Source organism: Pseudomonas sp. EA_35y_Pfl2_R111 (assembly GCF_963970955.1).
GTDB lineage: Bacteria > Pseudomonadota > Gammaproteobacteria > Pseudomonadales > Pseudomonadaceae > Aquipseudomonas.
In genome coordinates this window covers 1,019,664-1,041,290 of record NZ_CAXAOM010000001.1, presented here as the reverse complement: position 1 = coordinate 1,041,290, position 21,627 = coordinate 1,019,664, and the positions used below count along the sequence as shown (strand labels likewise).

Sequence of the window (21,627 nt, the reverse complement as noted above, 5' to 3'; positions counted from 1 at the left end):
GAATAGGCAAGAGGGGCACCTTAGACCGCGCGCCAAGGCCTGTCAAAGATTCGCATTTGCAAAATGTTGTTGTGCAAAAGTTGCCTGATTGATCAAGTGCTTTTTAAGCAAAATGCCAGCATAAGCTGGCATTTTGTGTGTTGCGCTGTGCTGCTCAGGCACTCAGGCGTTGGGTCACTTCGTTGAGTTGGCCAGAGAGGACTTGCAGGTTTTGCCCGGCGCTTTCGGTGCGCTGCACGTTCTCCTGGTTGGCGGTGGCGATGGCGGTGATCTCGGTAAGGTTGCGCGAGATGTCTTCGGCCACGGAGGTCTGCTCTTCGGCGGCGGTGGCGATCTGCCTGTTCATATCGCGGATCGCTTCCACCGCGCTGGTGATCAGCTGCAGCGTCGCGCCGGCCTCGGTGACCTGAGTCACGCCTTCCTCGCTGCGCTGCTGACCGCTTTCAATGGCGCGTACCGCATTCACCGCGCCGGTTTGTACGGTGTCGATGATCTGGTGGATTTCTGCGGTGGACTCGGCGGTACGCTGCGCCAGGGTGCGCACCTCGTCCGCGACTACGGCAAAACCGCGGCCTTGTTCGCCGGCGCGGGCAGCCTCAATGGCGGCATTGAGCGCCAGCAGGTTGGTTTGCTCGGCGATGCCGCGAATTACTTCCAGTACCTTGCCGATGCGCCCGCTATCGGCTTCCAGGCGGCGAATCACCTCCGAGGTGTTGCTGATTTCGCCGCGAATATCGGTAATGGTTTTGATGGTCGCCTGCATCACCGTTTCGCCCTGACGCGCCGCGCTATCGGCAGCATCGGCCGCGCCGGCGGCTTCGGCAGCGTGGCGTGCGACTTCCTGAGCGGTGGCGGACATTTCGTGCATGGCAGTGGCGACCTGATCGGTACGCGAGAACTGTTCGCGTGTGCCCTGGGCCATCAGGGTGGCGATGGAGTTGAGTTCGCCACTGGCGATGTCCAGGTCCGCCGTGCTGCGTTTCAAGCGGGTAAAGGTGTCGGAGAGGAAGTCGCGCAGAATATTCGCGGCAACGGCCAGATTACCCAGCTCGTCCTGGCGGGTGGAGTCGACGCGCTTACCGAAATTACCCTGGCTAAGTTGCGCAATATGCTCGATCAGCTCGCGGATTGGATTGATCAGGTTGCGGTTGATCAGCCATAGGCTGAACAACGCGATCACCACGGTAGCGCCGAGCATCAGCAGGGTGCCGAAGGTAATGGTGCGATCTGCCGAGGCGTTGATCAGGTTGGCCTGCTCCAGGCTCTGCTCATGCAGTTCGCTGGACAGTGCCTCCAACTGCTGCGTGGTGTTGCGGTCAATGCCGGAGACTGCCTTGTCGCCGACCGCAGCGTCACCACCGGCGGCGACAAAAGCATCACGGCCCTTGCGGTAATTGGCGCCGAGTGTCTGATGCTCACTGCGCAGCGCGTCGACCTTGGTTTTCAGTGCACGGTCGGCGCTGGCCAGTTCGCTCAATTTGCCCAGTAAGTCCTGCACCTTGCGCTCCTGCGTTTCAAACTGGCTCCAGTATTTGTCCAGTTGGGCTTTGTCGCTGCCACGCAGCAGCACGTTCTTCCATTCCTGCACTTGGGTCTTGAAGTTCAGGTTGGTCGATTCGATCAGCGTCGAAGCCGCCAACGGTCCTTCAAGTAGGCCCCGATAGGACTGCATGCCGTTGGAAAGGAAGCTGAAGCAGGCCAGTGCCGTGACCAGAATCAGCGCCAGGCTGCCGCCGAGCAGGGCGAGGATTTGCGCGCGCAAGGATTTTTGCAGAAACATGGGTCATACCCCTGAGTGTGGGAGGCGGGATGCCAGTGACGCTGAACGCGCCCGAACTGCGAAGATCCCTATCGACTGGTATCAGCTGGGCCGGATTGCCGAGAAGCAGCGGCTCGCTAGGAGTATAGATCGGCTCTGCGGCAGCGTTCTTTAACGTGCCGCAGGCGTGTTACAGATTCAGCGGTGGGGCGGTCTAGGCCAGGCGCAGGTGGTTGTCCCACAGGCCTGCGGGGAGTTGTAGCGGCAGGCTGCTGATCTCGGCGCTGCGGCAGTCATATAAGCGGCAACGGCCGACGCCACTGCTGACCACAAAGCCTTCGGCTACCGCGCCAACGCCGGCGCAGTCGGCCAGGGACGCATCCAGGCGTAGCTCGGCACTGTCCAGATCCCAGATAAACACCCGGTTGCCGCGCGGTGCGGTCAACGCTAGCAGACGCCGCTCGCTGTGGATCGCCACGCTGGCGGTGTACTGGCTCATCAACTGGCGCTGTGCCTCGGCTACCGGGAAGTGCTGGAAGGGCTGGCCGGGGCGTTTGATCGCCAGCAGTGGCACCACATCGCTGGCCTCGCCCATATATTGCTGACCGCTGACCAGGGTGCCGTCGCTGGCTACGGCCATATGCCGCACGCTGTTCATCCGTTCGGGCAGCTGCTCCTGGCTGATCAGGCTGCCGTCGCGGCGCAGCAGCACCAGGCTGGACTGCATGGCATCAAGGTTCATTTCCACCCGGCTGTCGGCCTCGGTGCGGATGCCGCCGTTGGCCACCGCCAGGGTTTCACCGTCTGGCAGCCAGAGTAGCTGGTGCGGCCCGATGCCGTGGGTCGACAGTTCGCTGCTGCGCAGCAACTGTTCACCTTGCAGGCGATAGACACCGAGTACGCCGCGACCGGGGTCAGAGGTGTCGTTCTCGGTGGCGTACAGCCATTCGCCGTCCTTATGGAACACCGCATGGCCATAGAAGTGGCGCTGGTTGGGTGAATTCAGGGTCTGCAGCAGGCGGCCGTCACGGGTGTCGATCAGGTAGCTCTGGGTGCTCGGGCGGCGGCCGACAAACAGTGCCATCGGCAGAAACGGATGGCCAATCACATCGTGGCAGCGCTCGCTGACCTGGGTGGCAAATACCTGGCTGCCATCCAGCCTATAACCCACTGCGAAGTGCTTGCCGGCGCTGTCGTTGCGCGCCGATAGCAGTAGCGGCTGCGCGCTGTTGTGCATCAACGTCCAGCCGCCGTAAGCGCCGGCGGCCGCTGCCGTAGCGGCAACAGCAGCGATGCTCAGCCCGAGAAAGGCGCGGCGATTGATCTGCATGCTTCAGTCACCGTCATGGGCGTTAAAGCCCAGTTGGATGCCCAGGGTCTTGGCCAGCTCGGACTCATGCAGGCGATGCAAAACATTCAGGCTGTCATATAGCGCATTGACCTCAACACGACCGGCTTCGTCGCTAAGCAGTTCGCCGAGCGGGCGCTGGGCCGCGGCCAGGCGCTGGCGGGTGTCGCTGTAGGCGGCATTAATACGTTGTTTCAGTGCGTCTTGATCACTGTCGAGCAGTGCTTGAATGCCATTCTGCTCGGCACCCAGCCAGATGCGTTCGGCACTGGCCAGGCTGGCGGCGAGGTTGGCCAGGCTGGCCTTGCTGCGCCAGGCTTCGGCCTGGTAGGGCTGCGGCTGGCCTTTGCTCTGGCGGCCGAGTGGCGTGCCGAGCTTTTTCTTCAGTCCGTCGAGGGCGCTGACCTGGGTGCGCAGCAGTTCTGCAACTGCTTCCGGGGCTTCGGCGTAGCGGGCGTTGGGGAAGTCCTTGAGCAGCGCGGCCATACCGTCTTTGGCTTGCCACTGTCTCAGCACATCGGCGGCCAGCGCTTGCTGGTGCTGGCCGATGGCGACGATCAGCGGGCAGTAGCGGGCTTTCTGTTCGGCGACGCCCAGGTCGATGGCTGGGTCGAACAGCAGGTATTCATAGGCGGTCAGGCCCTGCACCACGACGCTGGATTTATCCAGATCGGCTGGGGTCAGCTCGGGCTTGCTGTTGACCAGCGCCTCGACCTGACGCGCCACGAGGTTCTTCTTGTCCGGCCAGAACTGTACCTGCCAGGCGCGGTTGCCTTCGGCTAGCGGGCCGAAGGCCACCGGTTGCACGGCGGCCCAGGCGCTTTGCGCGCTGCTGAATGCCAGGCGGGCGTCGGTCAGACTCTGTTGTCCGCTGCAGAAAGCTTGGCCGCTGACGGCCAGCTGTCGGTCAGCTTCGCTCCAGGCACTGTAAATCGGCAGTAACACGCCATCGGTAAGCGCGCGGCTGACCTGCTGCTGCGGATTGCTTGGGCTGCAGGCAGTGAGCGTGAGGCTAAGCAGGGCGAGCGTGAGGGGTGAGCGGATCATCTGCGGCTCCTTACAACGAATTCAGAAACGCCAACAGCGCGTCGCGCTCGTCGGCATTGAAAGTCAGCACCTGCTGCTTGGCCGCCTCGGCCTCACCGCCGTGCCAGAGGATGGCCTCCAGCAGGTTGCGCGCGCGACCGTCATGCAGGAACTGGGTATGGCCGTTGACCGTTTCCGTCAGGCCGATGCCCCACAGCGGCGGGGTGCGCCACTCACTGCCGCTGGCGAGAAATTCCGGGCGGTTGTCTGCCAGGCCTTCGCCCATGTCGTGCAGCAGGAGGTCGGTATAGGGGCGAATCAGCTGATTGGCCAATTCAGGCTCGGCAGTATCGGCAGCGGTGGTGAATTGCGGGGTATGGCAGCCCTGGCAGCCGGTCTGGTGGAACAGGTTTTTGCCGGCGAGCACCTGCGGCGTATCGGCGCCGCGTCTTGCCGGCACGCCGAGATTGCGGGTGTAAAACAGCACGCTGGCAAGGATGTTGTCGCTGACCTCGGGCTCGCCGCCGTGGGGTGCGTTGCCACAGTCGGTTTGCGCCATTGTGCAATTGTCATGGGCAATCAGCGTACTCGTCAGGCCCATATCGTTGGCAAAGGCTTCGGCATTTTGCTGGTTGAGCGTCGGCTGGCCCGCCTTCCAGCCGAAACGGCCGAGCACCGTGCGTTGCTGCTCGCGGTCCCAGACCTGGTTGGCGCGCCCGGAAATGCCATCGCCATCGCCGTCCTCGGGGTCGGCATTGGCCAGGATGGCCGCTTCGGGGATCGCTTCGAGCAGGCCGAGGCCAATCATCGGCGGGGCGATGCGCGCGGAGACCAGCGTGTCGGGATGCAGGGCGCCGTAACCGAGCTGGCTGATTTCTAGCTTGGGCTTGCGCAGCTCGACCTGATGACCATCGGCAAAGTTGACCAATTGTGTGCTGTAACTGACGCGCACCTTGCCTTCGGGCGCGACGCCCGGGTTGGCCATGTCCTGCAGCTGGCCGCCATAGGTGGGTTCGGCCAGTACGCCGAGGCGTTGGATGATTTCGGCGTGCTCGCTGCCCGATGGAATCGACAGGCGTACCAGCATCGACGCTGCGCTCTGCGCATCAGGCGCCGGCGGATGGCCGCGGCCGTCCTTGATATGGCAGTTCTGGCAGCCGTTGGTGTTGAACAACGGGCCGAGGCCGTCACGCGCGGTAGTGGTTGCTGGTGCGCTGACCCAGGGGTTGCGAAAGAAGCTGTTGCCGACACTGAAATCCAGGCGCCGTAAGGGCGACAGATTGGCTGACGGCAGGGAGAAGGCGTTCTGATCTGCCTTGCGCACGGTGGTGCTGCCCGCAGACAAGGCTTCGCCGGGCTCGGCCTCAGTGAACTGTGGATTTTTATCGCAGGCGACCAGGCTCAGGCTCAAGGCCAACAGCAGCGCAATGCGATGCGGCGCAAACATGAAAGGACATCCGCAGGAAAAAACAGGCGGCGATCTTAACAGTCTGATCAGTTTTAAATAAGACGGATTTGCATTATCGGTGGTGGTCAAAGGTCGCAGGCTATAAAAAATCGCCCTAAGCGATTCTTGGCATCGCGTAGCGTCGGCCCCGCAGGTGGGCTCGCGAGGACGTGCAGACCACAAAAAATTGCCGGGAGCGATTTTTGACGTCACGTAGCGACGGCCCCGAAGGTGGGCTCGCGAGGAAGTGCAGGTCACAAAAAATTGCCGGGAGCGATTTTTGACGTCGCGTAGCGACGGCCCCGAAGGGGGGGCCGCCAGGGATGGCAGGCCACAAAAAAGCCGCAACTCCGTTAAGGAGTCGCGGCTTCTTATGTACTACCAATTTTCGGACTTCGCGAGTTGCAGCAAGTCCTAAATTGTTTAGAAACTGTGGTCAGCGGTATCGGGGTTGAGATCACTGATCCCCAGCTTGCCGGCTGCCTGCTCGATTGCACCGGTCTGCTTGACCAGTGCCGCGATGGCGTCACGAACGATCTGCTGGCCTTCGGCGTTGTCGGCGGCGATCAGTTGATCGAAGTGCTTGCCGTTGTCAGCGCTGTCGACCAGAGCCTGCAACTTGGCTTCGCTGGCTTCGAGGTCGGCTTTCAGGGTGCTGTCAGCGTCGGCGTCAACCTTGGCCACCAGCGACGACAGGCTTGGGCCCGTCAGGGTGGTGCCATCGACCTTCTTGTACTCACCCAGGTAAACGTTGCGAATACCTTTGCCGTTGTAGAAGTGCGAGTTATGGGTATTGTCGCTGAAGCAGTCGTGCTCGTCTTCGGTTGAGTTGGCTTCCAGCGCGACCTTCATGCGCTCGCCGGCCAGTTCGCCGAGGGACAGGCTGCCCATGCCGAAGAGCATTTTGCGCAGGCCGTTTTCAGCCGATTCGGCTTCCAGCGTGGCGCGGTAGTTGTCGGCGTTGCCGGCTTGCCACTGCACAACCATGGCGTCGAGGTCGCTGACCAGCAAATCAGCAGCGGCCTTGATAAATGCACGGCGGCGTTCATTGTTGCCACCGGTGGCGCCTTCGCCCACTACAAAATCGCTAGCTGGACGCTCGCCGGCGCCTGGGTTGGTGCCGTTCAGGTCCTGACCCCAGAGGAGGAATTCAATAGCGTGGTAGCCGGTGGCGACGTTGGCTTCGGAACCGCCCAATTCGTTCAGGCTGGCCAGCAACTCCGGGGTGATGCTGGTGACGTCGAGCTTGTCTTCGCCGACCTGCAGTTCGGTGTTGGCGATGATATTGGCGCTGGCACCTGGGTTGCCCAGAGCGTGCTGGTAGTCCTTGGCGACGTAGTCGATCAGGCCTTCGTCCAGCGGCCAGGCGTTCAGCTGGCCTTCCCAATCGTCGACCACGGCGTTGCCGAAGCGGAATACTTCAGACTGCATGTAAGGCACACGGGCAGCCAACCACGCTTCGCGGGCGGCTTTCAGGGTGTCGTCATTTGGGTTAGCGAGCAGGGCATCGATGGCACCTTGCAGGGCTTTGCCTGTGCTGGCGGCATCGTTGAATACGGCCAGGGCCAGGTCTGCGTAGTGGCTGACCACCGCTTTGCTGGCGGCTTCATCGACTTGGCTGGTAGCCGCTGCCGGGGCGCTTACGCTGCTGGCAGCAGGTGCGGCAGCTTGGGTGGCCGGCGCTTTGTCTTCACCGCAACCGGCGAGTGAAATGGCGATGGCAAGCAGGCTGGCAGAGGCCAGGGGCATACGGAGCATGGCGGAATCCTTTGCTGGTGAGAGTGGGCACCCACGCACGCGGGTACAAAAACCGAAACATAATGCGAAAGATTTTCATTTTGCGCAAAGGGTCAATGTGGATTTTTCACCGCGAGCTGTGGGCAAAGTCTGCGATTGAGCCATTCGATAGGGCTAAAATGCCACTACAGCTGCCTTCAAGCACCATTCAGGAGTTCCGCATGAGCCTTACCAGTGTTGTCATCATTGTGCTGTTGGTCCTGCTCGCGGCGTATGCCGTGATGCTTTACAACGCGCTGGTGCGTTTGAAGCATGGCGTGAGCAAGGCCTGGTCGAATATCGATGTGATGCTCAAGCAGCGCCATGAGGAGTTGCCCAAACTGGTGGAAACCTGCAAGCAGTACATGCAGCACGAGCGCGGTACGTTGGAAGCGGTGATTGCAGCACGCCAGGCGGTTTCCAGTGCCCAGGCCAAAGGTGACATGAATGCCCTGGGCAAGGCCGAGACGGGCCTACGCGCAGGGCTGGGGCAGCTGTTCGCCCTGGCGGAGAATTACCCGGAGCTGAAAGCCAACGAGAGCTTCCAGCATCTGCAGCAGCGCATTAGCGGCCTGGAAAACGGCATTGCCGACCGCCGCGAGCTCTATAACGAGGCGGTTAATCTGAACAACGTGCGTATTGAGCAGTTCCCCGACGTGATCGTCGCTCGCGCTTTCGCTTTCAAGGAGGCGGCGCTGCTGGAGTTCAGCGAGGGCGAGAAAGCCGATGTCGACCTCAAGTCGCTGTTTGGCTAAGCCGTGGAAATTCAAGGGCAGCTTGTTGGCTTGGCTTGCAGCGTGGCGATCAGTGCGGGTGGCGCGTGGTGGTTCGTGCAGCGTTTTTCCCAGGCGCGGCATTTGCTCGATACGCCGACTTCAAAGATTCGCTCGGCGGCTCAGGGCTATGTCGAGTTCTACGGTGTGTTGAGCGATAGCTCCGAGCCGCAGCTGCTTGGGCCACTGACGAATACGCCCTGCCTGTGGTGGCGTTACAAGATCGAGGAATACACCTCAAGCGGCAAGAAACGCAGCTGGCGCACTCTGGAAAGCGGCAGCAGCGAGGCGTTGCTGCAACTTGACGACAATACCGGCAGTTGCTTGATCGACCCACGTGGTGCTCAGGTGCGGCCACTTACTCGTGAGGTCTGGAAAGGCAGTTTGCGCCATCCCTTGGGCGTGGCGAAAACCGGCTGGCGCGCGCTGTTCAGCAATGATGGGCGTTACCGCTATACCGAGGAGCGTTTGCATACCGGCCAGCCGCTGTATGCCATCGGTGATTTTCGCAGCAGCGGTGGCGGTCGCCAGGGGCTGGATCTGCCGGCCGCTCAAGGCGCGGTGATTCGCGAGTGGAAGGGCGACTTTGGCGGCCTGCTGCAGCGCTTCGACAGCGACGGCAATGGTCAGTTGGATGAGCGTGAATGGCAGCGGGTGCAATTGGCCGCAAGCCTGGAGGCCGAGGATCGGCATCGCCAGCAAAGCGCTCAGCCGGCGCAGCATCATCTGGCTAAACCGCGTGAGGCGCAGCCGTTTATTCTTTCCTGCGCTGGTGAGGATGAGCTGGTGCGGCAGTTCTACTGGCAGGCAGCTGGCGGTGCAGTGTTATGCCTGGCCGGCGCGCTGGCAGTGGCATGGTTGCTCGGCATCAACAGCTTTTAGGTAAAAGCGCTGTGCATGAAAAAGCCCGCCAATTGGCGGGCTTTTTCATTTGCGTCTGGCGTCAGAGCGTTGCGGGGTTGGCGGCGCTGTTCAGCCGTCGCGCCTGCTTCAGGTAGGCAGTCAGCTCACGCGCGGGCAGCGGCTTGCTGTACAGGTAGCCCTGACCCTCGTTGCAGCCCTGGGCGATGATGTAAGCCTCCTGCTCGACGGTTTCCACGCCCTCGGCGATAACCTGCATGCCGAGGCTCTTACCCAACTGGATAATGGCGCGCACGATGGTGGCATCGTCTTCGTCTTCCAGCAGGTCCTGCACGAAACTCTTGTCGATCTTGATCTTGTCCAGCGGCAGGCTCTTCAGGTAACTCAGTGAGGAGTAGCCCGTACCGAAGTCATCGATGGCGATCAGCGCACCGGAGCGGCGCAGGCTAAGCAGGTGCTGGGCAGCGGTGTTGATGTCTTCCATCAGGCCGGTTTCGGTAACTTCCAGCTCCAGGCTGCGCAGTGGTAGGCGGTAGACCTGCATCAGGTTGTTCACCACCCGTGGCAGCTCGGCGTGGTGCAATTGCACGGTGGACAGGTTGACCGCCATACGCAGCTCGGTGAAGCCCTGGTCGTGCCATTCGCGCAGCTGGCGGCAGGTCTGGTCGAGGATCCATTCGCCAATCGGGATGATGGTGCCGTTCTGTTCCGCCAGCGGAATAAACAGGTCCGGTGGCACGAAACCGTGTTGCGGATGTTGCCAGCGCAGCAGTGCTTCGACGCCGACCACGCTGTGATCGCGGTAATCCACCTGCGGTTGGTAGACCAGGTGCAGCTGATTCAGGGCCAGGGCGTCGCGCAGGTCTTTTTCCAGCTCGCGGCGGCGGCGCATTTCGCTGTCGACGCTGGCGATATAAAACTGGTAGCGGTTGCGCGAGCGGCTCTTGGCCAGGGTCATGGTCTGTTCGGCTTTCTGCAGCAGCTTCTCGGTGCTGTCGCCATCTTCCGGGAACAGAGTGATGCCGATGGTGGCGCGCAGACGCACTTGTTGCTGGTCGAGCATAAAGGGGTTGTCGAGGTCGTCGAGTACGCTCTGCGCCAGTTCGGCCGCCTCGTAAGGCTGCTCGATATCGGCCTGGACCAGGGCAAACTGGTCGCCGCCCAAACGGGCTAAGGCGCCGAGACGCCCACTGTGGCTGCGCAGGCGGTCAGACAGCGCCAGTAGCAGCTGATCACCGGTCTGGTAGCTGAACTGTTCGTTGATCCCTTTGAAATCATCCAGGCCCACGCACAGCACGGCCACGCGGCGTTGCAGGCGGCCGGCGTCTTCGAGAATCTGGTCGAGTTGTTGTTGCAGTTGCTGACGATTTGGCAGGCCAGTGAGGAAGTCGTACTGGGCCATGCGCAGCAGGCTGTTTTCCGCTTCACGGCGCAGGTTGGTGTTGCGTTCGATGGAGGAGAGTAACTGGTTGGCGGTATTGATCCACAGGCCCAGCTCGTTCTTCTCGTTGCCCTTGAGCATCGGCAACTTGTGCTCGCTAGGCCGGTCCGGGTTGATGTTGGTCAGGTGCTCGATGATCTTTGATAGCGGTTTGGTCAGCAGCCAGTGATAGACCAAATACAGCACCAGGCCCATGGCCAGGGCGCGCAGCACGCCGGAGATAAAGATAATCACCGAGTTGGTGACAAAGTTTTCACCGTAGGGTGCCGTGTCGAGGGTAATGCTGAGGTCGCCGTAGTATTCGCTGTAGGGGCCGCGCCCAACCAGCTGGGTGGTGAAGTTTTGCTCTTTGCCGAGGATCGGGTCGGTCAGCCAGCGAGTAGGTATGTCGACTTGCTCGCGGGCTTTCTCCGCCAGCATCGGCTCGTTGGGGTGGCCGATGGCGGCCATGCGCACCGACTCATGCTGGAACAGCCCTTCGATGACCTGCATGCCCATTTCCCGGTCCAGGCTGTAGACCGCCTGGGTGGAGGGATCGCGGAACATGCCGAGAATGCGATGTGCATCGTTGGCCACCGCCTGACGTGTTTTGTAAACGTCGAAAACAATCTGCGCGAGACTCAAGACTACGCCGACGATCAGTGCTGATAACAGCACTACGCGGAGCAACTTAAGTGACAAGCTGTTTTTGAGTTCCAGCTTCAAATGGTGGTTCCTTGTTCGAGGCCTTCGGCGTCAGACGCTAGTGAGTATTGGCAAAGTCGCGCTTGCAGTCAAAGGGCCATTATCAAACTTTGTCGAACAAATTATCTGTGCGGCAATGGCGCGGACGCTGGCAGCGTGTTGACTGCGTGCATTGTGTCGGTGCGAGTTGCTTATGGCTTGAGTGCCGTTGGGCGGTTTTTCTTCGGGGTGAGAGTTGTCCTGCCTTACGCACTCATGTTTATAGAGAGGAGCGGCGATCAATACTCGCTTGTTAAGGATGGCTGCAGGCGAGGTTTCGCCCTGGTCCGGGCGGCCAGCGATAAGGCGCTCAACAGCGCTTCGCGGGAATGCGCTAGTCGCGGGCCTAGCACGTGTCCACGTGACGAGGAGACGTTATTTGGACTGCACGCGGTGGCGGATCCTTGCTCGCAAAAACAAGAAACCCGGCACTGGGCCGGGTTTCTTGTGGGTAACGCAGGTACTTAGGCGGCGTAGTTTTTCGCTACGAAGTCCCAGTTGACCAGGTTCCAGAACGCCTCGACGTACTTCGGACGCAGGTTGCGGTAGTCGATGTAGTAGGCGTGTTCCCATACGTCGCAGGTCAGCAGCGGGGTGTCGCCGCTGGTCAGCGGGCAGCCGGCGCCGATGGTGCTGGCCAGAGCCAGGGAGCCGTCAGCCTTCTTCACCAGCCAGCCCCAACCGGAACCGAAGGTGCCGATGGAAACTTTGCTGAACTCTTCCTTGAACTTGTCGAAGGAACCGAAGGCCGCGTTGATCGCGTCAGCCAGGGCGCCAGTCGGCTGGCCACCAGCGTTTGGCGCCAGGCAGTTCCAGTAGAAGGTGTGGTTCCAGACTTGAGCGGCGTTGTTGAAGATGCCACCGGAAGAGGTCTTGACGATCTCTTCCAGGGTTTTACCTTCGAACTCGGTGCCTGGGACCAGGTTGTTCAGGTTCACGACGTAGGTGTTGTGGTGCTTGTCGTGGTGGAACTCCAAGGTTTCCTTGGAAATGTGCGGCTGCAGGGCGTCATGTGCGTAGGGCAGCGGCGGCAATTCGAAAGCCATGGTTTATCTCCTAATCAGGTCAGGGGCGGTGTGCGCGAAGCCGATCACGGGCGGCTATCTAAGCGGCGTGAGTTATCTCTTTGCGCCGCAGGTCTTGGATCATAGCACCGGCACTGCGCCTTAAACACGCGGCAACTGTGTGGAAAACCACCTCGGCGCGTCGCTGCAGGGCCGTTTTAGAGCATCCCGGGGTTGCTCAACAGTTGCCAGGCAATGCTGAACATCATCAAGGCCACGCCCAGGTCGATAAAGCGCCAGGTGCTCGGGCGCGCCAGCCACGGCGCGAGCCAGGCCGCGCCAAGGGCCAGGCAGAAAAACCACATTAATGAAGCGCTGGCCGCGCCCAGGGCATAGGCGCCGGGCACCGGTTGCTGCGCGCCGAGTGAGCCGATCAGCAGTACGGTGTCGAGGTACACATGCGGGTTGAGCAGCGTCACCGCCAGGGCTGCCAGCAGCACCGCCTTGCGTGAGCGTGGGCCGCTGTCGCTAGCCTGATTCAGCGCCTGCGGACGACTGGCGCGCAGCAGCGCCTGGGTTCCATACCAGAGCAGAAAGGCCGCGCCACCCCAGCGCGCCACACCCAGCAGAATCGGGTTTTGCGCCAATACGGCGGCCAGGCCGAAGACTCCGGCGGTGACCAGCAACGCATCGCAGACTACGCAGAGCAATGCCACTGGCAGGTGATGCTCGCGGCGCAGGCTTTGCGCCAAGACAAAAGCGTTCTGCGCGCCAAGGGCGATGATCAGCCCGGCGGCGATCAGTAATCCGTTGCTATAGCTTTGCCACATCTCGGTTACTCCGCTTGCTCACTGAGCTGTTGCAGCACGGCCAGCGCGCGCGGCCCATCGACGTGGGCGACGAACAGGTGGTCGTGGTAGAAGCCGGCGATCACGTTGCAGCTGATCCCGGCTTGCGCCAGTGCGCTGGCGACGGCAGCCGTCAATCCAACTGCTTCCAGAGCCGAATGCACATGTAACGTCAGCCAGGCGGCCACGTAGCTGTAGGGCAAGCGCAGTTGTTCGGCCTGCTGGCGCAGCAGGATCACCGTGAGGCCTTCGGCCTCCTGAAAGCAGCCCAACGGCTGCACACCGTCCAGCTGCGTGGCATCGCTCAGGCTGCAGAACACGTAAGCACCATCGTTCAGTTGTGGGCTCATGCTGCGCAGTAAGGTTGTCAGTGAGGTTTCGCCGGCCATGTGGATTGCCTTGTTCAGAGTGGTGATGCTGGTCAGTCTGCTGTGCCTGGGTATATAAGAGAAACCAATAATCCTGATTGCTCATTAGGAAATCTTATTTTGTTGGATTACAAACTTCTCGCCGCTCTAGCCGCGGTTGTGGAACAGGCCGGGTTCGAGCGTGCGGCGCAGGTGCTGGGGTTGTCGCAATCGGCGGTGTCACAGCGGATCAAGCTGCTGGAAGCACGGGTCGGCCAGCCGGTGCTGGTGCGTGCGGTGCCGCCGGCGCCGACGGAAATCGGCCGGCGTCTGCTTAACCATGTGCAGCAGGTGCGTTTGCTGGAGCGCGATATTCAGGCGCAGGTGCCGGGGCTGGATGAGGGCGGCTTGCCGGAGCGTCTGCGCATTGCGTTGAATGCCGACAGCCTGGCCACCTGGTGGGCGGGTGCCGTGGGCGCCTTCTGTACCGAGCAGCGCTTGCTGCTGGATCTGGTGGTGGAGGATCAGGAGGTCGGTCTCAAGCGCATGCGCGCCGGCGAAGTGGCGGCCTGCGTGTGTGCCAGCGAACGCCCGGTAGCTGGCGCTCGCGCTGTGCTGCTGGGGGCGATGCGGTATCGCGCCATGGCCAACCCGGCGTTTATCGCTCGGCATTTTCCGAATGGAGTAACGGCGCAGGCGTTGGCCCATGCACCGGCTATCGTGTTCGGCCCGGATGACCTGTTGCAGCACCGTTATCTGTCCAGCCTGGGCGTCGAAGGTGGTTTTGCCCACCATCTGTGCCCGTCATCCGAAGGTTTTATCCGTCTGGCTCAGGCCGGGTTTGGCTGGGGGCTGATCCCCGAGCTGCAGGTGCTGGGGGAGTCAGCCCGTGGCGAGCTGGTTGAATTGATCAGCGACCGGCCAATCGATGTGCCGTTGTACTGGCATCACTGGCGCAATGGCGGCGAGTTGCTTAATCAGCTGACGCGCCACCTTACCCAGGCCGCAGGCCACAGCCTGGTGACGCTTAGCTGATAACCACCTTGCTCGAGCCCGGCAGCTGTTCCACGCAGCGCTCGCCGAGCAGTTTGCTGGGGGTGAAGTAGCCGCCAGGGCCGTTGTAATCGAGCAAGTGCCGCACGGCCAGCAAGGCACCGTGCACGGTGACGTCATAGCCGTTGGCGGTTTCCAGGCGCGCGGTTTTCACCGCGCCCGCAGCATTGCGTGCCTCGCCCCACAGCCAGGTGCGTTGGCGCGTACGACTGGCTTCATCTGGGCCGCTGACACGCTTTTCGATCAGCCGCTTGAGCCAGTTCTGAACCGCATCCAGGCCCAGTAGGGCGCGTAGCGGGTCGATCAGGCGCATCACTATTGCGGCCGCTGTCGGCGTCGGCAGATACACCTCGATATTGTCGATGCCGGTGGAGTGGTAGGCGGTGGAGACATCGCCCCAGGGAATCGTCACGGCGGTTTTCTCGCCGCGGCCAAAGTTGATGGTGCGGCGTTTATAACCCAGCGGCACATCGGTGATAACGCCTGCGCGGCGTACCTTGCCGCCAAACTTCAGGCCTTCCACCGAGGTTTTTGCGGTGCCGGGCGATAGCCCGCTACCACTGTCGAAGCCCAGCGCCAGGTGCGTGGCATCGGGCAGAGCCTGGTGCAAGCAGGCGGCCAGGCAATCGCTGGGGATCACATCGAAACCCACGCCGGGGCAAACCACCACGGCCAGTTCGCGCGCTTGTTGATCGCGTTGATGGGCCGCCTCGAATACGCTGATTTCACCGGTGATATCGACGTAATGGGTGGCGCTGGCCAGGCAGGCGTCGAGCATCGGCGCGCTGGTGGCAGAGAACGGTCCGGCACAGTGGGCGACCACGGCGATATCGGCCAGGGCTTCCTTGGCCCGCTGCGGCTGATGGATATCGAATATCCGGCACTCCAGGCCCAGCAGGCTGCCCAGGGCGTGTACGGCGGCCGGGTTGCGCCCAGCCAGAATGGGCGTGAGGCCCTGGCGCTTGGCCTCGGCGGCCAGCAGGTGGCCGGTGTAACCATTGGCTCCGTAAATCATCCAGTGCGTCGCCATCCCGTGCTCCTTCTTTGTTATTAGGTTTGCGTTTGGCAGCTTAGCCGCTGTGAGCGGGCGTGTTGGCCTATCGCAGGGTGTGTGCAGTCGTTGTTCTGGCTTGCAATGCCACGGCAGCGGCCGGCGTGCGCTGTTAGAGTGGCCTGCAATCAAGGCAAAGGGGGCGGCAATGAAGATTCTGGTAACCGGGGCCAGTGGCTTTATCGGTGGGCGTTTCGCCCGCTTTGCTTTGGAGCAGGGCTTGAGTGTGCGGGTCAACGGCCGCCGTGCCGAGGGCGTTGAGCATCTGTGCTCACTTGGCGCGGAGTTTGTGCAGGGCGATCTGTCCGACCCGGAGCTGGTGCAGCAGCTGTGCCAGGATGTTGAGGCGGTGGTGCACTGCGCCGGCGCTGTCGGCGTCTGGGGGCGTTACGAGCACTTCTATCAGGCCAACGTCACGGTCACTGAGAACGTGGTGGATGCCTGCCTGAAACAGAAGGTGCGGCGCCTGGTGCACTTGTCGTCGCCGTCGGTGTATTTCGATGGTCAGGCGCATATCGGCCTGCGTGAAGAGCAGCTGCCCAAGCGTTTTTCCGATCACTACGGCAAAACCAAGTTTCTCGCCGAGCAGCAGGTGTTTGCCGCCCAGGAGTTCGGCCTGGAGGTGCTGGCGCTGCGTCCGCGTTTTGTCACCGGGGCGGGCGATACCAGCATCTTTCCGCGCCTGATCAATATGCAGCGCAAGGGACGGTTGTCGATTATTGGCAACGGCCTGAACAAGGTCGATTTCACCAGTGTGCATAACCTCAACGAGGCGCTGATGAGCTGCCTGCTGGCGACCGGGCCAGCGCTGGGGCAGGTCTACAACATCAGCAATGGCGCGCCGGTGCCGCTGTGGGACGTAGTCAATTATGTGCTGCGCAAACTCGACCTGCCGCCGGTGACCCGCCATCTGCCCTATGGCCTGGCATATGGCGCGGCGGCGCTGAATGAAGGCGTCTGCAAGCTGCTACCCGGTCGCCCGGAGCCTACCCTGTTCCGCCTAGGGGTGGCGGTGATGGCCAAGGATTTCTCCCTGGATATCAGCCGCGCGCAGCAGTATCTGGAGTACGAACCCAAGGTCAGCCTATGGAGTGCGCTGGATGAGTTCTGCGCCTGGTGGCAGGCGCATCACCCGAGCTGACAGCGTATAAACCGGTGTTAGGCGTAGACGCGCTGTCCGCGATACATCCTTACCGAACCACTGGTGGGTGGGCGTTGGGCTAGGTCTTCCACCAGCAGCGGGTGGCCGGCCTGCATACGTGGCGTGGTCGCGGGCTCGCCGAAGGGGCGGTCGCTGTATTGGGCCAGCAGTTGTCCCAGTTGACGGGTTTCTTCGTTGCTTGAGGTAAGGCAAGCGCTGAGCATGCTGTTGATCGCATCAGGCTGGCTCATGCGAATGTCCACCGTCAGTTCTTCGCGCAGCCTGCGGCGCAGGCTCATCATGCAATCCAGTACTTCTCTGTTCAGCTCCATGGATCTTTCCCCCTAGCTATTACAAGTGGGCAAGTGGGCTGGGTGTCATCCATCCGCAATGCCACCCGCCTGGTCACGCCGCGTTTCCCGCGTGCGGATCGCGCCTGCAGCACCTTTGCTCCCTGGTGCTACGAAAACGTCGCAAATAGACAACTGCAAAGCGCATACCAGTTCACATTCTGTGGAGCTGCGCAGGCTGCAGCGAGTCGATGGCCTGTGTCATGCCCTTCGTCGGTGCGCCTCGCACTGGCATGGCGCGACACTGAAGCGCTGCGCGCGAACCGTTATACTGCGCGGCAATTTGCACCCCCCGCGCTTTCTTGAAGGTTGACCCATGCGTAACGATGCCCACGACGAACTCGATCACGTGCCCAGCCTGCGGGCTGATCAGCGCGATCACGATGACTACGCCACCGATCACCCGGAGCCTGCGCGCGGCAACACTTATGGCCGCGCGCCGGCCGCTGCACCGGTTAAGTCGGCCAGTACCGGTCCACTCTGGGCGCTGGTCGGTGCATTGATGATTGCCCTGGGCGGGCTCGGCTGGTGGAGCTTTCAGCAGATCAGCCTGATGGAGCAGCAACTGGTGGCCACCCAGGAGAGCTTCGCGCGCATCAGCGAGGAAGCGGCTGGGCGGATTCAGGACATTTCCGGGAAGGTGGTGGCCACTGAATCTTCAGTTACCAGCGGCAGTGAAGCGTTGAAGCTGCAGGTCAAGCAGCTGGAAAGCAAACTGGCCGAGCTGAGCAAGCAACAGCAGGGCGCCGCCAGCCAGCAGAGTGAGCAGAGCAAACGCCTTGAGCAGCTGGCCGTACAGCTGAAGGGGCAGGAAGGCGGCGGTGAAAAGCTCGAAGCCACTCTGAAGAAACTTAACGCCGAGCAGGCAACGCTGAAAAGCGAGCAAGCCACCCTGAAAAGTGCTTTGGCTGGGCAGAGCAAATTGGACGAGAAGCTTGCCAGCTTGAGCGGCGAGATCGATGCGCTGAAGAAACAGGGCAACCCCAACCAGGCCATCGCTCGTGTCGAGCAGGACTTGCTGGTGCTGAAAAGCGATCTGGAAACCCGTTCCGCCGGCAGCAGCACGGCTGAGTTCGACGCCTTCCGCGCGCAGATGACCCGCAATATCAGCACCCTGCAGGCGCAGGTGCAGAACTTGCAGCAGCAGATCGACGCACGCTGAGTAAGTCGCAACGGAAAAGCCCGCCAATTGGCGGGCTTTTTTGAGGCGTTTAAACCTTAGGTAGATACTGGCGAGCCTCTGTGGGAGGCGCTTTAGCGGCGAACGTTCGATAACGCAATCGCGGCTAAAGCCCCTCCTACGACAGAGCGGCAGCCTCCGGCTTACAGCATCGGATAGTCGATATAGCCGACCGGGCCTTGGCCGTAGAAAGTTTCCGGGTGCGGAGTGTTCAGCTCGGTATCCTGTGCCAGGCGCGCCGGCAGATCCGGGTTGGCGATAAACGGGATACCGAAGGCCACCGCATCGGCCTTGCCTTCTGCCAGCCAGGCATTGGCCTGCGCCTTGGTGAAGCGCTCGTTGGCGATAAACACGCCGCCGAAGGCTTCTTTCAGGCTTGGCGACAGGCTGTCGTCAGCTTCCTTTTCACGGGCGCAGATAAAGGCGATGCCGCGTTTGCCCAGCTCCTGCGCCACGTAGGTGAAAGTCTCGGCGCGGTTGGCGTCGCCCATGTCGTGGCTGTCGGCGCGTGGCGCGAGGTGCACGCCAACACGGCCTGCGCCCCAGACTTCGATTGCCGCATCGGTGACTTCCAGCAGCAGGCGCGCGCGGTTTTCCAGGCTGCCACCGTAGCGGTCGCTGCGCTGGTTGGTGCTGCTCTGCAGGAATTGATCGAGCAGGTAACCATTGGCACCGTGAATTTCTACGCCATCAAACCCAGCCGCTTTGGCGTTTTCGGCGCCCAGGCGATAGGCATCAACGATGTCGGCGATTTCTTCAGTTTCCAGCGCGCGCGGGGTAACGAAGTCCTTCATTGGACGTACCAGGCTGACATGCCCGGCTGGCTGGATGGCGCTCGGTGCTACCGGCAGTTGGCCGTTGAGATAGATCGGGTCAGAAATGCGTCCAACGTGCCACAGCTGCAGAACGATCTTGCCGCCAGCAGCGTGCACGGCTTTGGTGATATTGCTCCAGCCGCGCACCTGATCATTCGACCAGATGCCGGGGGTATCTGGGTAGCCGACGCCCATCGGGGTCACGGCGGTGGCTTCGCTGATGATCAGCCCTGCGCTGGCACGTTGCACGTAGTACTCGGCCATCAAGGCATTGGGTACGCGGCCTTTATCGGCGCGGGTGCGGGTCAGCGGCGCCATGATGATGCGGTTGTTCAGTTCAAGGTCACCGATTTTGATCGGGTCAGAAAGCGTAGCCATGGGGCGGTCCTCTCAGGTTATTCGTTGAGTGCAAGTTCAGGTGCAGGAGTGCGGGTACTGAAGGTCAGCAGGGTGGCAAGCAGCGCCAATATGGCCAGGGCTGCCGCTGCCAAGGGAACGCGGGTCAGGCCAAAGCCTTCGGCAATTACCAGGCCGCCAACCCAGGCGCCAAGGGCATTGCCGAGGTTGAAGGCGCCGATATTCAAGGTCGATACCAGGTTCGGTGCGCCGCTGCCAAAGGCCACCACATTGACCTGCAAGGCAGGCACGGCAGCGAAGGCGGCGGTGGCCCAGAGGAACAGGGTGATTTCGGCTGGGATCAGCGCTTGGCTGGTCCAGCTGAACAGGGTGGAGATCAGCGCCATGGCGACGAACACGCCGACCAGGGTGGCTTTCAGGCTGCGGTCGGCCAGGCGGCCGCCGAGTACGTTGCCGAGAGTCAGGCCGAGGCCGATCAGCAGCAGGGTCCAGGTCACACCGTTGGGTGATACGCCGGTGACATCACCGAGCAGCGGCGCGATATAGGTGAATAGGGCAAACATCGACGCGGAGAACAGTACCGTGGTGCTCAGCGCCAACCACAGGCCAGCACCGCGCAGGGCACGTACTTCGCTGGCAAAGTCGGCCTTGGTTTCATCGGTTTTGTTCGGCAGTACGCGCCACAAACCGATCAGGGCGATTACGCCAATCAAGGTCACTGCCCAGAAGGTCGAGCGCCAGCCAGCGTACTGACCGAGCGCGGTGCCCAGCGGTACGCCGAGCACGTTGGCCAGGGTCAGGCCGGTAAACATCAAGGCTACGGCCGAGGCGCGGCGATTGGCCGGCACCAGGCTGGCGGCAACCACCGAGCCGATGCCGAAGAACGCACCATGGCAGAGGGCGGTGATCACCCGGGCGAGCATCAGCATCTGGTAATCGCTGGCCAGGGCGCAGAACAGATTGCCGGCGATAAAGATGCTCATCAGCGTCAGCAGTGAGGCCTTGCGCGGCCAGCTAGCAGTGGCCAGGGCCATAAAGGGCGCGCCGATGGCGACGCCCAAGGCGTAACCGGTAACCAGCCAGCCGGCACCGGGGATCGACACGTCGAGGTCGCCCGCCACTTCCGGCAGCAGGCCCATGATGACGAATTCCGTGGTGCCGATGGCAAACGCGGACAAAGCGAGGACGAGAAGCGCTGCAGGCATGCCGTCAGCTCCTGAAAAATGGTGGATGAAAAGTTTGCTTTAGAGCGCTTGGCTGATGTGGTTGAGGAACGCCTGGATGGTCTCTTCATTGCGTTTGAAGAAGTTCCACTGGCCAACCTTCTTGCTGCTGATCAGGCCGGCGCGCTGCAGGGTTGCCAGGTGCGCTGAGACTGTTGATTGCGACAGGCCAGTGCGCTGGTCGATCTTGCCGGCACACACGCCGATTTCCAGCGGATGGTCCTGATCGGCGAAATACGCCTGCGGGTCCTTCAGCCAGTGCAGGATGTCGCGCCGCACCGGATGGGCCAGTGCCTTGATCACTTCATCGATGTCGAGTTGCATGCGGGTTATCCCCTGTGCGCTGTAACGTCATATCGCGATGAGGCGAACCTTATATCGGTTGCTGACGATATACAGATCGTTCGTGGCGATAGTCATCATCACGCGTGCTGATGTGTAAGCTGAGGCCATGAACTACCTCGCGCATTTACACCTCGGCGGTGACGCGCCGGCTCAATTGCTGGGCAGCCTGTATGGCGATTTCGTCAAAGGGCCGTTGGCTGGTCAGTGGCCGGCGGATATCGAGGCGGCGATCCGCCTGCACCGTCGCATCGATGTATTCACCGACAGTCACCCGTTGCAAGCGCAAGCACGGGCGCGTTTTGCCATTGAGCGGCGGCGTTATAGCGGCATCTTGCTGGATGTGTTTTTCGATCACTGCCTGGCGCTGAATTGGGGCGACTATGCCGCCGAGCCACTGCCGCGTTTTACCGGGCGGGTGTATCAGGTGCTGGCTGACGAACCGCGTTTGCCCGAACGCCTGGCGCTGATCGCACCGCGCATGGCCGCGCAGGACTGGCTGGGCAGTTACCGCGAATTTGCCGTGCTGGAGCGGGTGGTTGCGGGGATCGACCGGCGTCTGTCGCGGCCTGGGTTGTTGGCGGGCGGTGCGGCCGAGCTGGAGCGGCTGTATCAGCCGCTGCTGGAGGACTTTCGCCAGTTCTATCCTGAGTTACAGGCCTTCGTGGCTCGTGAGCGTGGGCTCGCCGATTAGCAGGCCGTTGAAAGACTACCTGCGTTGGCAATACTGCGTTAAAAACAGGCTCGGAATGCTCATTTACA

The 21,627-nt window shown here is 61.7% G+C and carries 20 protein-coding genes; 6 read left to right on the top strand and 14 right to left on the bottom strand.

What is annotated here, in order from left to right:
• Positions 1 to 154: 154 nt before the first annotated feature.
• The 5 genes from AACY25_RS05055 to AACY25_RS05035 form a co-directional block, all read right to left on the bottom strand.
• Positions 155 to 1,780: a methyl-accepting chemotaxis protein gene (locus AACY25_RS05055; protein WP_339414118.1), complete on the bottom strand. Its 1,626-nt coding sequence runs from the start codon at positions 1,778 to 1,780 to the stop codon at positions 155 to 157.
• A 193-nt stretch (positions 1,781 to 1,973) separates the two neighbouring features.
• Positions 1,974 to 3,083, bottom strand: coding sequence for a DUF1513 domain-containing protein (locus AACY25_RS05050; RefSeq protein ID WP_339414171.1), 1,110 nt, complete (start codon positions 3,081 to 3,083; stop codon positions 1,974 to 1,976).
• A 9-nt stretch (positions 3,084 to 3,092) separates the two neighbouring features.
• Complete coding sequence (locus AACY25_RS05045; protein ID WP_339414117.1) at positions 3,093 to 4,154, bottom strand: imelysin family protein; 1,062 nt, start codon at positions 4,152 to 4,154, stop codon at positions 3,093 to 3,095.
• A 10-nt stretch (positions 4,155 to 4,164) separates the two neighbouring features.
• Complete coding sequence (locus AACY25_RS05040) at positions 4,165 to 5,580, bottom strand: di-heme oxidoreductase family protein (RefSeq protein WP_339414116.1); 1,416 nt, start codon at positions 5,578 to 5,580, stop codon at positions 4,165 to 4,167.
• A gap of 423 nt (positions 5,581 to 6,003) precedes the next feature.
• Entirely contained in the window at positions 6,004 to 7,338 is a 1,335-nt protein-coding gene (locus AACY25_RS05035) for an imelysin family protein (protein ID WP_339522903.1), read from the bottom strand.
• A 200-nt stretch (positions 7,339 to 7,538) separates the two neighbouring features.
• Here AACY25_RS05035 and AACY25_RS05030 point away from each other — a divergent pair, with 200 nt between their 5' ends.
• Positions 7,539 to 8,111, top strand: a complete 573-nt coding sequence (locus tag AACY25_RS05030) for a LemA family protein (RefSeq protein ID WP_275960815.1) — start codon at positions 7,539 to 7,541, stop codon at positions 8,109 to 8,111.
• Between the two features lie 9 nt (positions 8,112 to 8,120).
• Entirely contained in the window at positions 8,121 to 9,011 is an 891-nt protein-coding gene (locus AACY25_RS05025) for a GIDE domain-containing protein (RefSeq protein ID WP_445262126.1), read from the top strand.
• A gap of 61 nt (positions 9,012 to 9,072) precedes the next feature.
• Here the strand turns inward: AACY25_RS05025 and AACY25_RS05020 are convergent, their stop codons facing one another.
• From AACY25_RS05020 to AACY25_RS05005, 4 genes are all read right to left on the bottom strand, one after another.
• The gene (locus AACY25_RS05020; protein ID WP_339522898.1) at positions 9,073 to 11,136 is read right to left on the bottom strand and encodes a putative bifunctional diguanylate cyclase/phosphodiesterase; all 2,064 of its coding nucleotides are present in this window, start codon (positions 11,134 to 11,136) and stop codon (positions 9,073 to 9,075) included.
• Positions 11,137 to 11,618: 482 nt separating this feature from the next.
• Positions 11,619 to 12,200, bottom strand: coding sequence for a superoxide dismutase (locus AACY25_RS05015; protein WP_090249029.1), 582 nt, complete (start codon positions 12,198 to 12,200; stop codon positions 11,619 to 11,621).
• Positions 12,201 to 12,376: 176 nt separating this feature from the next.
• The gene (locus AACY25_RS05010) at positions 12,377 to 12,988 is read right to left on the bottom strand and encodes a LysE/ArgO family amino acid transporter (RefSeq protein WP_339522897.1); all 612 of its coding nucleotides are present in this window, start codon (positions 12,986 to 12,988) and stop codon (positions 12,377 to 12,379) included.
• A 5-nt stretch (positions 12,989 to 12,993) separates the two neighbouring features.
• Entirely contained in the window at positions 12,994 to 13,395 is a 402-nt protein-coding gene (locus tag AACY25_RS05005; protein ID WP_339522895.1) for an ACT domain-containing protein, read from the bottom strand.
• Positions 13,396 to 13,494: 99 nt separating this feature from the next.
• On the opposite strand from AACY25_RS05005, the gene AACY25_RS05000 reads away from it, so the two are divergent.
• Positions 13,495 to 14,388: a LysR family transcriptional regulator ArgP gene (locus AACY25_RS05000; protein WP_339522893.1), complete on the top strand. Its 894-nt coding sequence runs from the start codon at positions 13,495 to 13,497 to the stop codon at positions 14,386 to 14,388.
• Here AACY25_RS05000 and AACY25_RS04995 read toward each other — a convergent pair.
• Positions 14,381 to 15,436 carry a saccharopine dehydrogenase family protein gene (locus tag AACY25_RS04995; RefSeq protein WP_339522892.1) on the bottom strand — a complete coding sequence of 352 codons (1,056 nt, stop codon included), beginning with the start codon at positions 15,434 to 15,436 and terminating at the stop codon, positions 14,381 to 14,383. The genes AACY25_RS05000 and AACY25_RS04995 overlap by 8 nt on opposite strands.
• A gap of 169 nt (positions 15,437 to 15,605) precedes the next feature.
• On the opposite strand from AACY25_RS04995, the gene AACY25_RS04990 reads away from it, so the two are divergent.
• Positions 15,606 to 16,598, top strand: coding sequence for an NAD-dependent epimerase/dehydratase family protein (locus AACY25_RS04990; protein WP_339522890.1), 993 nt, complete (start codon positions 15,606 to 15,608; stop codon positions 16,596 to 16,598).
• A gap of 17 nt (positions 16,599 to 16,615) precedes the next feature.
• Here the strand turns inward: AACY25_RS04990 and AACY25_RS04985 are convergent, their stop codons facing one another.
• Positions 16,616 to 16,930 carry a hypothetical protein gene (locus tag AACY25_RS04985; protein ID WP_339522888.1) on the bottom strand — a complete coding sequence of 105 codons (315 nt, stop codon included), beginning with the start codon at positions 16,928 to 16,930 and terminating at the stop codon, positions 16,616 to 16,618.
• Positions 16,931 to 17,264: 334 nt separating this feature from the next.
• Here AACY25_RS04985 and AACY25_RS04980 point away from each other — a divergent pair, with 334 nt between their 5' ends.
• Entirely contained in the window at positions 17,265 to 18,110 is an 846-nt protein-coding gene (locus AACY25_RS04980) for an ATPase (protein ID WP_339522886.1), read from the top strand.
• 161 nt (positions 18,111 to 18,271) lie between these two features.
• Here AACY25_RS04980 and AACY25_RS04975 read toward each other — a convergent pair whose 3' ends face one another.
• Genes AACY25_RS04975 through AACY25_RS04965 form a run of 3 tightly spaced genes read right to left on the bottom strand, consistent with a single transcriptional unit; the run spans position 18,272 to position 20,847 of the window.
• Positions 18,272 to 19,321, bottom strand: a complete 1,050-nt coding sequence (locus AACY25_RS04975; protein ID WP_339522885.1) for an alkene reductase — start codon at positions 19,319 to 19,321, stop codon at positions 18,272 to 18,274.
• A gap of 17 nt (positions 19,322 to 19,338) precedes the next feature.
• The gene (locus AACY25_RS04970) at positions 19,339 to 20,505 is read right to left on the bottom strand and encodes an MFS transporter (protein WP_339522883.1); all 1,167 of its coding nucleotides are present in this window, start codon (positions 20,503 to 20,505) and stop codon (positions 19,339 to 19,341) included.
• A gap of 39 nt (positions 20,506 to 20,544) precedes the next feature.
• Positions 20,545 to 20,847 (bottom strand): ArsR/SmtB family transcription factor, encoded by a 303-nt coding sequence (locus tag AACY25_RS04965; RefSeq protein ID WP_090382593.1) that lies wholly within the window; start codon positions 20,845 to 20,847, stop codon positions 20,545 to 20,547.
• 127 nt (positions 20,848 to 20,974) lie between these two features.
• Here AACY25_RS04965 and AACY25_RS04960 point away from each other — a divergent pair, with 127 nt between their 5' ends.
• Positions 20,975 to 21,559: an acyl carrier protein phosphodiesterase gene (locus tag AACY25_RS04960; RefSeq protein ID WP_339522878.1), complete on the top strand. Its 585-nt coding sequence runs from the start codon at positions 20,975 to 20,977 to the stop codon at positions 21,557 to 21,559.
• Positions 21,560 to 21,627: the final 68 nt, after the last annotated feature.